The organism is Serratia sp. CMO1 (assembly GCF_015689115.1).
GTDB classification, from domain to species: domain Bacteria; phylum Pseudomonadota; class Gammaproteobacteria; order Enterobacterales; family Enterobacteriaceae; genus Serratia; species Serratia marcescens.
Map to the genome: position 1 here is coordinate 4,715,336 of NZ_CP065032.1, position 12,556 is coordinate 4,727,891.

Annotated in this window: 7 protein-coding genes, 4 tRNA genes and 3 rRNA genes; 2 read left to right on the forward strand and 12 right to left on the reverse strand. The window is 55.9% G+C overall.

Annotated elements, in window-relative coordinates; translation table 11 throughout:
* Positions 1–10: 10 nt before the first annotated feature.
* The 4 genes from ilvM to IT763_RS22440 all read right to left on the reverse strand — a co-directional run bounded on the left by ilvM (position 11) and on the right by IT763_RS22440 (position 3,518).
* A complete protein-coding gene (gene ilvM, locus IT763_RS22425) occupies positions 11–268 on the reverse strand; it encodes an acetolactate synthase 2 small subunit (RefSeq protein ID WP_004929955.1) in 258 nt (85 codons plus the stop codon).
* Positions 265–1,911 carry an acetolactate synthase 2 catalytic subunit gene (gene ilvG, locus IT763_RS22430; RefSeq protein ID WP_033639153.1) on the reverse strand — a complete coding sequence of 549 codons (1,647 nt, stop codon included), beginning with the start codon at positions 1,909–1,911 and terminating at the stop codon, positions 265–267. The genes ilvM and ilvG overlap by 4 nt, the downstream gene beginning before the upstream one ends.
* Before the next feature lie 142 nt (positions 1,912–2,053).
* Positions 2,054–2,152: an ilv operon leader peptide gene (gene ilvL / locus IT763_RS22435; protein ID WP_013814970.1), complete on the reverse strand. Its 99-nt coding sequence runs from the start codon at positions 2,150–2,152 to the stop codon at positions 2,054–2,056.
* A 133-nt stretch (positions 2,153–2,285) separates the two neighbouring features.
* Complete coding sequence (locus IT763_RS22440) at positions 2,286–3,518, reverse strand: MFS transporter (RefSeq protein WP_049300868.1); 1,233 nt, start codon at positions 3,516–3,518, stop codon at positions 2,286–2,288.
* 340 nt (positions 3,519–3,858) lie between these two features.
* On the opposite strand from IT763_RS22440, the gene IT763_RS22445 reads away from it, so the two are divergent.
* The gene (locus IT763_RS22445; RefSeq protein WP_206195028.1) at positions 3,859–5,382 is read left to right on the forward strand and encodes a YifB family Mg chelatase-like AAA ATPase; all 1,524 of its coding nucleotides are present in this window, start codon (positions 3,859–3,861) and stop codon (positions 5,380–5,382) included.
* A 27-nt stretch (positions 5,383–5,409) separates the two neighbouring features.
* On the opposite strand, the gene IT763_RS22450 is transcribed toward IT763_RS22445, so the two are convergent.
* Positions 5,410–5,748 carry a DUF413 domain-containing protein gene (locus IT763_RS22450; protein WP_004929946.1) on the reverse strand — a complete coding sequence of 113 codons (339 nt, stop codon included), beginning with the start codon at positions 5,746–5,748 and terminating at the stop codon, positions 5,410–5,412.
* Positions 5,749–5,867: 119 nt separating this feature from the next.
* On the opposite strand from IT763_RS22450, the gene hdfR reads away from it, so the two are divergent.
* Positions 5,868–6,695 carry an HTH-type transcriptional regulator HdfR gene (gene hdfR / locus IT763_RS22455; protein ID WP_028128092.1) on the forward strand — a complete coding sequence of 276 codons (828 nt, stop codon included), beginning with the start codon at positions 5,868–5,870 and terminating at the stop codon, positions 6,693–6,695.
* A gap of 233 nt (positions 6,696–6,928) precedes the next feature.
* Here hdfR and IT763_RS22460 read toward each other — a convergent pair.
* The 7 genes from IT763_RS22460 to IT763_RS22490 all read right to left on the reverse strand — a co-directional run bounded on the left by IT763_RS22460 (position 6,929) and on the right by IT763_RS22490 (position 12,370).
* Positions 6,929–7,004: transfer RNA gene (locus tag IT763_RS22460), tRNA-Trp, on the reverse strand.
* Positions 7,005–7,055: 51 nt separating this feature from the next.
* Positions 7,056–7,132: transfer RNA gene (locus IT763_RS22465), tRNA-Asp, on the reverse strand.
* Positions 7,133–7,233: 101 nt separating this feature from the next.
* Positions 7,234–7,349, reverse strand: a 5S ribosomal RNA gene (gene rrf, locus IT763_RS22470).
* 99 nt (positions 7,350–7,448) lie between these two features.
* A 23S ribosomal RNA gene (locus tag IT763_RS22475) occupies positions 7,449–10,356 on the reverse strand.
* Between the two features lie 207 nt (positions 10,357–10,563).
* A tRNA-Ala gene (locus tag IT763_RS22480) sits at positions 10,564–10,639 on the reverse strand.
* A gap of 38 nt (positions 10,640–10,677) precedes the next feature.
* Positions 10,678–10,754, reverse strand: a tRNA-Ile gene (locus tag IT763_RS22485).
* A 74-nt stretch (positions 10,755–10,828) separates the two neighbouring features.
* Positions 10,829–12,370, reverse strand: a 16S ribosomal RNA gene (locus IT763_RS22490).
* Together the 16S, 23S and 5S rRNA genes with 4 tRNA genes alongside form the textbook arrangement of a ribosomal RNA operon.
* Between the last annotated feature and the right edge of the window lie 186 nt (positions 12,371–12,556).

The following is a 12,556-nucleotide window of genomic DNA, read 5'->3' on the forward strand; positions in this document are numbered from 1 at the left end:
TCTCGGCGCCTCAGGCGCGTATTTGTTGTGATGTTGGCTGCTGGATCTCGACGCAGGAGACGTCCATCAGTTTGCTTAATTGAGATGACAACAGGGCGACCGGGCGCGGGCTGGCAACGGTCAATTCGATATTGATGCTGTCGGCGTTGGCCGGGGAAACCATATTCATAGCACAAACCTGAAAGCCGCGATGACGCACGACCCGCAATACGCGCTCTAACATTTCGGGGCGAAAACGCGCCTGGATCGAGAGTTGATGCTGCATCATGATATTTCCTCCAACATGGTTTCGTTACCGGCGCCCGGCGGCACCAGCGGCCAGACGTTTTCGAGTTCGTCGATAGAGACCTGCAGCAGATAAGGGCCTTCGGTGTTGAACAGCGCCTCGAGCGCGCCCTCCACCTGATCCTTGCGGCTGATGCGCTGGCCGGGAATGCCGAAGGCGGCGGCCAGCATCAGGAAATCGGGGTTATCGGACAGGTTGGTTTCGCTGTAGCGGCCGTCGAAGAACAGCTGCTGCCATTGGCGCACCATCCCGAGACGCTGGTTGTCCAGCAGCACGATCTTCAGCGGCAGCTGTTTGCGCTTGATAGTGCCCAGTTCCTGCACGTTCATCATGAAGGAACCATCGCCCGAGACGCAGATCACCGTATCTTGCGGGCGGGCAATTTGGGCCCCTACCGCCGCCGGCACGCCGAACCCCATGGTGCCGAGACCGCTGGAGGTGATGAAATTCTCCGGGCGCTCGAACGTCATGTGTTGCGCGCTCCACATCTGGTGCTGACCGACGTCGGTGGTCACCACGCTGTTGGCCGGCTTGCGGGCGGACAGCTGGCGCAAGAACAGCGGCGCGTAGATCGGCTGGCCGGGGTGATCGTAGCGGCAGGCGTGCTCGGCTTTCAGCGCCGTCACCTGCTGCTGCCAGGCGGCGATGTTCAGCGGGCGCTGCAACGCCGGCAGCAACGTTTTCAAATCGCCCTGCAGGGCCACATGCGCCTGGCGCAGCTTGCTCATTTCCGCCGGGTCGATATCCATGTGGATCACTTTGGCGTGCGGCGCGAAGGCGTTCAGTTTGCCGGTCACGCGGTCATCGAAACGCGCGCCGACGGCGATCAGCAAATCGCACTCCTGCACCGCCAGGTTAGCGGCCTTGGTGCCGTGCATGCCCAGCATGCCGAGGTACAGCGGATCTTGCGCATCCGGCGCGCCCAGCCCCTTCAGGGTGGCGACGTTCGGCATGCGGGTCACGGCGATGAACTCGCGCAGCGCCGGCACCGCCTGCGCCATGCCCACGCCGCCGCCGACGTACAGCATCGGTTTATGCGCCTGCGCCAGCAGCTCAGCCGCCTCGGCCAACGCCGCCGCCGGGAACGCCGGCGCTTCGTCGACCGGCATCAGATGCGGGTGCAAGTCGCCCTGCGCCAGCTGGATGTCTTTCGGGATATCGATCAGCACCGGACCGGGACGGCCGCCGGCGGCGATGGCGAACGCTTCCGCCATGATGCCCGGCAAGGCGTCCAGCGACTCCACCAGGAAGCTGTGCTTGGTGCAGGCCAGAGACAGGCCGAGAACATCGATCTCCTGAAAGGCATCGGTGCCGATCAGCGCGGAACCCACCTGACCGGTGATGGCGACAACGGGAACAGAATCGAGCAGCGCATCAGCCAGGCCGGTGATCAGGTTGGTGGCGCCGGGGCCGGAAGTGGCGATGCAAACGCCGACTTTGCCGGTGGCGCGGGCGTAGCCGATGGCGGCCATGGCGGCGCCCTGTTCATGGCGGCACAGCAGGTGTTCCACGCCGCCGTCATACAACGCATCGTACACCGGCATGATTGCCCCGCCCGGATAGCCGAATACGGTATCCACCCCCTGCGCACGCAACGCTTGAACTACCCACTGAGCGCCATTCATGGTTATTTCCCCGCCTTACTTCGACAACTGCAGGATTTTGTTCTGTTTTTCATGTTCTGCCCCTTGCTCCACTTTTCTCTTGCCAATAAAAAACCCCCGGACCTGACGGTGCGGGGGTTCTCTTGCGATTCCGGCTTGTTTGCTAAGCCTTTCTTCGTCCAAGTGCAGCCCCGCACGGTGGGATAATAATCACCACCACGCTAATCACGACTAGGCTAATCACTTGGGCAAAGGCTTTCATAATGGGTTTGTTCACTGTGCTCATTCAGAACTAATGCTTACAGAGGTATCATAGTCGCGCGCGGCATGACAACACTTTTTTTGCGTTATTATTCGGCGCAATCTGGTCATACCTCACGCGAATCGCCCCTCTTTCACACGTTGGCGCGCATACCCGGATTTTCTACCGCGTCGGTGATCGCCTTGCCGCGCGTATCCTTGCCGAAGAACACCAACAGGGCGATCGCCACCGCCACCGTACCGGCGACGATCGCCATCGCCAGGCCGTAATTATGCCCATGATGCTCGGCGATGGTGGCTTGCAGCGTGGCGTTGACCGAAGCGATCAGGTTACCCAGTTGGTACACAAACCCCGGCAGCACCGCGCGGGTATTGGCCGGCACCAACTCGGTCAGGTAGGTCGGCACCACGCCCCAGGCGCCCTGCACCATGAACTGCATCAGGAAAGCGCCGATCCCCAACATCAGCGAACCGCTGGAAAACGCCCACAGCGGGATCACCGGCAGCGCCAGCAGCGCGGCAATGATGATCGCTTTTTTGCGGCCGATCTTTTCCGACAACGAACCGAAGAAAACACCGCCGATAATTGACGCGATATTGTAGCTAATGGCGATGATACTGACGGTTTTAGGGTCGAAACCGTGCTGAACTTTCAGAAACACCGGATACAGATCCTGCGTGCCGTGGGAGAAGAAATTGAACGCCGCCATCAGCAGCACCAGATAGCAGCACAGCTTCCAGTGGCTCTTCAACACCGGCAGCAAGGCGGTGCTCTCTTTGCGTTCACGCGCCGCCAGCCACACCGGCGACTCCTGCACGCAATAATAAATAAACGGCAGCAGCAGGATCGGCGCCGCGCCGATGACGAACATGCCGCGCCAGCCGACCGTTTCGAACAGCAAGCCGTACACCACCGCCGCCAGCAGATAACCAAACGGATAGCCGGCCTGGAAAATACCCGACATCAGGCCGCGTGAGCGGTCCGGTATGGTTTCCATCGCCAACGACGACGCCACGCCCCAGATGCCGCCCATCGCGATACCGTACAACACCCGCAACAGCAAGAAGACCGTCAGCGAGGGCGCGGCGGCGGAGAGCAGCTCAAACACCGAGAAAAAGACGATATTCAACATCAGGATCGGTTTGCGGCCATACTTTTCCGCCGCACGCCCGAAGATCAGCGCGCCAATCGGGCGCACCGCCAGCGTGAGCAGAATCGCCAACGTGACCTGTTCCAGACCGACGTGAAAGGATTGCGCGATGTCGCTGAGTAAGAATACCAGCACGAAAAAATCGAAAGCGTCGAGCGTCCAGCTTGAAAAGCTGGCGATTGCCGCGTTGCGTTGCAGCGGGGTCCAACCAAACATAGTGTTATCCCTACCGTAGAGTACGAAGTCAGGAGGTTTAGCGGCTGCCGGGCAGAATGCGGCGGCGGTCGGAGCTTGTTAAAGAAGTGATTTTTCTTTTAATCAATTGTTAAATACACCCGTTAACCCTATGATTGCAATGCGTATGGGCCGCTAATGTGTTGCAGCCTTCAGCGAATTGTTAATGGGTATTGCCGCAGGTTGCGAGGCGGCTCGCACAATCTCTTTACTTCGATGAAAATGAGCAATTACGCTGCGAAACCCATAGAAAAACTACCAATAACGCCGCGCAATGCCTGGATGAACCTCGCATCATGTCGTCCTCAGCAAGGAGAGCGATATGTCACTGGCGTTAATCTATAGCCGCGCCATCATCGGCGTTCAGGCCCCTTCCGTAACGGTGGAGGTGCATATCAGCAATGGCCTGCCCGGCCTGACGCTGGTCGGCCTGCCGGAAACCACGGTAAAAGAGGCGCGCGATCGGGTGCGCAGCGCCCTGATCAACAGCGGTTTCACCTTTCCCGCCCGGCGCATCACCGTCAATTTGGCGCCCGCCGATCTGCCAAAAGAAGGCGGGCGTTACGATCTGCCGATAGCGCTGGCGATCCTCGCCGCCTCCGAGCAATTGCCCCTCGCGCCGTTGGCGCGCTACGAGTTTCTTGGCGAGCTCGCGCTGTCTGGCTCACTGCGCGCGGTCAGAGGTGCCATCCCGGCGGCACTGGCGGCGGCTGATGCCGGGCGGCAACTGATCCTCTCGATGGACAACGCCGCCGAAGTCGGCCTGATCGCGCAGTCGCGCTCCCATACCGCCCAACACCTGCTGGAAGTCTGCGCTTTTTTGCTCGGCCAAGGCGAACTGCCGGTAGCGGCCACGCCCCCCGATGCGGACAACGCGTGCGAAAACGCCGACCTGCGCGACATCATCGGTCAGGAACAGGCCAAGCGGGCATTAGAGATCGCCGCCGCCGGCGGGCATAACCTGCTGTTGATTGGGCCACCGGGCACCGGTAAAACCATGCTGGCCAGCCGTCTCACGAGCTTGCTGCCGCCGCTGACGGAGGCTGAGGCGCTGGAAAGCCTGGCGATCGCCAGCTTGCAGCATCACATTCCCGCCGCGCTACCATGGCGCCAGAGGCCGTTTCGCGCGCCGCACCACAGCGCCTCGATGGCGGCATTGGTCGGCGGCGGCTCACTGCCGCGACCGGGCGAGATCTCGATGGCGCATAACGGCGTGCTGTTTCTGGATGAACTGCCGGAATTCGAGCGTAAGGTACTGGATGCGCTGCGTGAGCCGTTGGAATCCGGCGAGATCGTGATTTCACGTGCCAACGCCAAGGTCTGTTTCCCCGCCAGGGTGCAACTGATCGCGGCAATGAACCCCAGTCCGACAGGGCATTATCAGGGGTTGCACAATCGCGCCTCACCGCAGCAGGTGTTGCGCTATCTGGCCCGGCTGTCAGGGCCTTTTCTCGACCGTTTCGATCTGTCTATCGAAGTGCCGTTGTTGCCGCCGGGTACGCTCAGTCATCGGAAAGCCCATGGAGAAAGCAGCGAACAAGTACGGAAAAGGGTGCAGCAGGCACGCGCCCGGCAGCTCGAACGCGCCGGTAAAGTCAACGCGCTGTTGAGCAACCGTGAAGTGGAACGAGATTGCGTTTTGCAGGCGGCAGACGCCGAGTTTTTGGAAGCGACATTAAACACGCTGGGGTTATCGGTCCGCGCCTGGCAGCGCATCTTGAAAGTGGCGCGCACGCTGGCGGATTTGGCGGGAGATGCTGAGCTCGACAGGCGCCACCTCAGCGAAGCGCTGGGCTATCGCAGTATGGACCGTCTGCTGTTACAACTGCATCGCAGTCTGGAATGAAAATGGGGCCCGCAGGCCCCATCGTCTTTAGTCTTCGCTGTCGCTGTAATCTTCTACTGCGTCAGCCTGCGGTTTACCGCCGGACAGAGTATGGAATTTCTTCGGGCGACGTGTGCGCGCCAGATATTTAGCCCATACTTTTTCCTGCTCGGTAGCCGCTTCGCGCTCACCGCGGCACACTGCGACGAACAGCTGTTCTTCTTCAGTGGCCGGCTGGCGTTTACCCGAGTCCAACTCGTTAAACGCGTAGCCGAAGCGCTCTAGCAATTGCGCCTCTTTAATGGTGAAATCGCCGTGACGGGAGAACCCGCGAGGGTAATGTTTATTATCAAAAAAACGATTGGTCGTGGTGAAGCTATCCGCCATCTGACACGCTCCTAATTCTCTTATGGCCGTGCTGTTTATGGCGCGGAGTATTAGATAGGCTTGACAGCGTGTAAAACAAAACATTTAAATCTTAACGACAAATTTTTTTGGAGATAGGTGTGGATACCGAATTACTGAAAACCTTTTTGGAGGTCAGTAGAACGCGTCACTTTGGCAGAGCCGCAGAATCTTTGTACTTAACGCAGTCCGCGGTCAGTTTCCGCATCCGTCAGCTAGAAAACCAGTTGGGCGCAAATTTATTTACCCGTCATCGCAATAACATCCGCCTGACGCCTGCCGGCGAGCGGCTTCTGCCCTATGCCGAGAGCCTGATGAACACCTGGCAGTTGGCGAAGAAGGAAGTCGTGCGTTCGCTGCAACACACCGAGTTGTCGATCGGCGCTACCGCTTCGTTGTGGGAGGCCTATCTGACTCCCTGGTTGCAAGCACTCTATCAACAACGCGAGGCGCTGCAGCTAGAAGCCAGGGTGGCATTAAGGCACTCTTTGGTAAAACAACTGCATGAAAGGCAGCTCGATTTACTGATCACCACTGAACCGCCGAAGATGGATGAGTTGGCCAGCCAGCAACTGAGCAATTTCTCATTACGCCTGTTCTCATCCGCTTATCGTGACAAACAGGCCCCAATGCCCTACATCAAGCTGGAATGGGGAGCCGACTTCCACCAACAAGAAAACCGCATGTTGGAAGGTGATAACGTACCGGTGCTTACCACCACCTCCGCTCACCTGACGCGTCAGCTGTTGGAAACCACGGGCGGATGCGCTTTCCTGCCCAGCCATTGGGAAAAAGAGTACCCACAGCTGGTGGCCGCCACCGAGATCCCGCCGATTATCCGCCCACTGTATGCCGTCTGGTTGCAAAACAGCGATCAACAACCTTTGATTCGGCAATTACTTAAAATACCTTTAAATACCGCAGCCTAAAGCGCCATGGCGGCCTTAAAAGCCGCCACCGTGGTCTTGGCTGTCTATCATGCCAAAAGCCGCCCATCGCCTTCTGAGAGAAGAAAATGCAAAATGGTAGGAGAATCAGGAGGTCTGCGGGGGTAAAGATCGAAAGGCTATGGAGCAATTGCGCTCTTTTCCAAAACGATAACGCTCTAAGGATCGGGATAATAGGAAAAAAAACCCTTTGCTTTCGCAAAGGGTTCTTAATATGGCAGGGGCGGAGAGACTCGAACTCGCGACACCCGGTTTTGGAGACCGGTGCTCTACCAACTGAGCTACGCCCCTAAATCTCGCTTAACATTATGCCTGCTAAAAAAGCAGGCATAATTAAATAAGTGGCGGAACGGACGGGGCTCGAACCCGCGACCCCCTGCGTGACAGGCAGGTATTCTAACCAACTGAACTACCGCTCCACCGATTCTTTTACGTTGCATCTTTCGATGCCGGCAATATCGCGTTCTGCGTTCTGCGATTTGCGCATTACCAGTCGTCACACTGATAACGTTTATTTGATGCCTGGCAGTGTCCTACTCTCGCATGGGGAGACCCCACACTACCATCGGCGCTACGGCGTTTCACTTCTGAGTTCGGCATGGGGTCAGGTGGGACCACCGCGCTATTGCCGCCAGGCAAATTCTGTTTCATTCCAACCGCTTCACTTTCGTGTCGCCATCAGAACCAATCTCGGAACTTCGCTGAAAATCTCTCTAAAAACACCTTCGGTGTTGTAAGGTTAAGCCTCACGGATCATTAGTACTGGTTAGCTCAATGCATCGCTGCACTTACACACCCAGCCTATCAACGTCTTAGTCTTAAACGTTCCTTCAGGGGCCTTGAAGGCCCAGGGAAGACTCATCTTGAGGCAAGTTTCGCGCTTAGATGCTTTCAGCGCTTATCTTTTCCGCACTTAGCTACCGGGCAATGCCATTGGCATGACAACCCGAACACCAGTGGTGCGTTCACTCCGGTCCTCTCGTACTAGGAGCAACCCCTCTCAATCTTCCAACGCCCACGGCAGATAGGGACCGAACTGTCTCACGACGTTCTAAACCCAGCTCGCGTACCACTTTAAATGGCGAACAGCCATACCCTTGGGACCTACTTCAGCCCCAGGATGTGATGAGCCGACATCGAGGTGCCAAACACCGCCGTCGATATGAACTCTTGGGCGGTATCAGCCTGTTATCCCCGGAGTACCTTTTATCCGTTGAGCGATGGCCCTTCCATTCAGAACCACCGGATCACTAAGACCTACTTTCGTACCTGCTCGAGCCGTCACTCTCGCAGTCAAGCTAGCTTATGCCTTTGCACTAACCTCACGATGTCCGACCGTGATTAGCTAACCTTCGTGCTCCTCCGTTACTCTTTGGGAGGAGACCGCCCCAGTCAAACTACCCACCAGACACTGTCCTCACCCCAGATTATGGGGCCGAGTTAGAACATCAAACATTAAAGGGTGGTATTTCAAGGATGGCTCCACGCAGACTGGCGTCCACGCTTCAAAGCCTCCCACCTATCCTACACATCAAGGCTCAATGTTCAGTGTCAAGCTATAGTAAAGGTTCACGGGGTCTTTCCGTCTTGCCGCGGGTACACTGCATCTTCACAGCGAGTTCAATTTCACTGAGTCTCGGGTGGAGACAGCCTGGCCATCATTACGCCATTCGTGCAGGTCGGAACTTACCCGACAAGGAATTTCGCTACCTTAGGACCGTTATAGTTACGGCCGCCGTTTACTGGGGCTTCGATCAAGAGCTTCGCCTTGCGGCTGACCCCATCAATTAACCTTCCAGCACCGGGCAGGCGTCACACCGTATACGTCCACTTTCGTGTTTGCACAGTGCTGTGTTTTTATTAAACAGTTGCAGCCAGCTGGTATCTTCGACTGGCTTCAGCTCCATCCGCGAGGGACTTCACCTACATGCCAGCGTGCCTTCTCCCGAAGTTACGGCACCATTTTGCCTAGTTCCTTCACCCGAGTTCTCTCAAGCGCCTTGGTATTCTATACCTGACCACCTGTGTCGGTTTGGGGTACGATTTAATGTTACCTGGAGCTTAGAGGATTTTCCTGGAAGCAGGGCATCAACTACTTCTGCACCGTAGTGCATCGTCATCACGCCTCAGGGTTAGTATGCAACCGGATTTACCAGGTCACACCCCCTACACGCTTAAACCGGGACAACCGTCGCCCGGCTAGCCTAGCCTTCTCCGTCCCCCCTTCGCAGTAACACCAAGTACAGGAATATTAACCTGTTTCCCATCGACTACGCTTTTCAGCCTCGCCTTAGGGGTCGACTCACCCTGCCCCGATTAACGTTGGACAGGAACCCTTGGTCTTCCGGCGAGCGGGCTTTTCACCCGCTTTATCGTTACTTATGTCAGCATTCGCACTTCTGATACCTCCAGCAACCCTCACAGGCCACCTTCACCGGCTTACAGAACGCTCCCCTACCCAACAACGCCTAAGCGTCGCTGCCGCAGCTTCGGTGCATGGTTTAGCCCCGTTACATCTTCCGCGCAGGCCGACTCGACCAGTGAGCTATTACGCTTTCTTTAAATGATGGCTGCTTCTAAGCCAACATCCTGGCTGTCTATGCCTTCCCACATCGTTTCCCACTTAACCATGACTTTGGGACCTTAGCTGGCGGTCTGGGTTGTTTCCCTCTTCACGACGGACGTTAGCACCCGCCGTGTGTCTCCCGTGATAACATTCTTCGGTATTCGGAGTTTGCATCGGTTTGGTAAGCCGGGATGGCCCCCTAGCCGAAACAGTGCTCTACCCCCGAAGATGAGTTCACGAGGCGCTACCTAAATAGCTTTCGGGGAGAACCAGCTATCTCCCGGTTTGATTGGCCTTTCACCCCCAGCCACAAGTCATCCGCTAATTTTTCAACATTAGTCGGTTCGGTCCTCCAGTTAGTGTTACCCAACCTTCAACCTGCCCATGGCTAGATCACCGGGTTTCGGGTCTATACCTTGCAACTATTCGCCCAGTTAAGACTCGGTTTCCCTACGGCTCCCCTATACGGTTAACCTTGCTACAAAATATAAGTCGCTGACCCATTATACAAAAGGTACGCAGTCACACCACGAAGGTGCTCCCACTGCTTGTACGTACACGGTTTCAGGTTCTATTTCACTCCCCTCGCCGGGGTTCTTTTCGCCTTTCCCTCACGGTACTGGTTCACTATCGGTCAGTCAGGAGTATTTAGCCTTGGAGGATGGTCCCCCCATATTCAGACAGGATGTCACGTGTCCCGCCCTACTCATCGAACTCACGACCTGTGCATTTTAGTGTACGGGGCTATCACCCTTTGCTGCGCGACTTTCCAGACGCTTCCACTAACACACAAGCCGATTCAGGTTCTGGGCTCCTCCCCGTTCGCTCGCCGCTACTGGGGGAATCTCGGTTGATTTCTTTTCCTCGGGGTACTTAGATGTTTCAGTTCCCCCGGTTCGCCTCATGCCACTATGTATTCATGACATGATAGTGTGTCGAAACACACTGGGTTTCCCCATTCGGGTATCGCCGGTTATAACGGTTCATATCACCTTACCGACGCTTTTCGCAGATTAGCACGCCCTTCATCGCCTCTGACTGCCTAGGCATCCACCGTGTACGCTTAGTCACTTAACCTCACAACCCGAAGATGTTTCCATCGTTCGCGCTGCAAACATTTGAGAGACTCTATGACAGGTTACTCTTCATCCCGGTACTTCTACGGAGGGATAAATTTCAGCCGTCATGTTTCAATTTTCAGCTTGTTCCAGATTGTTAAAGAGCAAAATACTTCGCAGCATACTGTCGCCAATATACTCTGAAGTATTGAAATACCGGACTATATGGTGGAGCTAAGCGGGATCGAACCGCTGACCTCCTGCGTGCAAGGCAGGCGCTCTCCCAGCTGAGCTATAGCCCCATACAGTCACGCGCAGTACCTTTTCCACTTCCGAGAAGTGGTAGGCCTGAGTGGACTTGAACCACCGACCTCACCCTTATCAGGGGTGCGCTCTAACCACCTGAGCTACAAGCCTATAAAGGTATTTCTGCTCGTTACTTTCTATCAGACAATCTGTGTGAGCACGCCACTCGAACTAATATCTTTAGGTAAGGAGGTGATCCAACCGCAGGTTCCCCTACGGTTACCTTGTTACGACTTCACCCCAGTCATGAATCACAAAGTGGTAAGCGCCCTCCCGAAGGTTAAGCTACCTACTTCTTTTGCAACCCACTCCCATGGTGTGACGGGCGGTGTGTACAAGGCCCGGGAACGTATTCACCGTAGCATTCTGATCTACGATTACTAGCGATTCCGACTTCATGGAGTCGAGTTGCAGACTCCAATCCGGACTACGACGTACTTTATGAGGTCCGCTTGCTCTCGCGAGGTCGCTTCTCTTTGTATACGCCATTGTAGCACGTGTGTAGCCCTACTCGTAAGGGCCATGATGACTTGACGTCATCCCCACCTTCCTCCAGTTTATCACTGGCAGTCTCCTTTGAGTTCCCGGCCGAACCGCTGGCAACAAAGGATAAGGGTTGCGCTCGTTGCGGGACTTAACCCAACATTTCACAACACGAGCTGACGACAGCCATGCAGCACCTGTCTCAGAGTTCCCGAAGGCACCAAAGCATCTCTGCTAAGTTCTCTGGATGTCAAGAGTAGGTAAGGTTCTTCGCGTTGCATCGAATTAAACCACATGCTCCACCGCTTGTGCGGGCCCCCGTCAATTCATTTGAGTTTTAACCTTGCGGCCGTACTCCCCAGGCGGTCGATTTAACGCGTTAGCTCCGGAAGCCACGCCTCAAGGGCACAACCTCCAAATCGACATCGTTTACAGCGTGGACTACCAGGGTATCTAATCCTGTTTGCTCCCCACGCTTTCGCACCTGAGCGTCAGTCTTCGTCCAGGGGGCCGCCTTCGCCACCGGTATTCCTCCAGATCTCTACGCATTTCACCGCTACACCTGGAATTCTACCCCCCTCTACGAGACTCTAGCTTGCCAGTTTCAAATGCAGTTCCCAGGTTGAGCCCGGGGATTTCACATCTGACTTAACAAACCGCCTGCGTGCGCTTTACGCCCAGTAATTCCGATTAACGCTTGCACCCTCCGTATTACCGCGGCTGCTGGCACGGAGTTAGCCGGTGCTTCTTCTGCGAGTAACGTCAATTGATGAACGTATTAAGCTCACCACCTTCCTCCTCGCTGAAAGTGCTTTACAACCCGAAGGCCTTCTTCACACACGCGGCATGGCTGCATCAGGCTTGCGCCCATTGTGCAATATTCCCCACTGCTGCCTCCCGTAGGAGTCTGGACCGTGTCTCAGTTCCAGTGTGGCTGGTCATCCTCTCAGACCAGCTAGGGATCGTCGCCTAGGTGAGCCATTACCCCACCTACTAGCTAATCCCATCTGGGCACATCTGATGGCAAGAGGCCCGAAGGTCCCCCTCTTTGGTCTTGCGACGTTATGCGGTATTAGCTACCGTTTCCAGTAGTTATCCCCCTCCATCAGGCAGTTTCCCAGACATTACTCACCCGTCCGCCGCTCGTCACCCAGGGAGCAAGCTCCCTTGTGCTACCGCTCGACTTGCATGTGTTAAGCCTGCCGCCAGCGTTCAATCTGAGCCATGATCAAACTCTTCAATTAAAAGCTTGATTTGCTTCCACTCGAGAAGCGATGCTCAAAGATTTACTGCATGAATTTTACTTCAGTTAGTCACTCTTCAAGACTTGATATTTTTTTGCATCCGAAGATGCTGGATATCGTCTTGTGGAGTGCCCACACAGATTGTCTGATAAATTGTTAAAGAGCAGTGCCGAGAAACTCATCGGC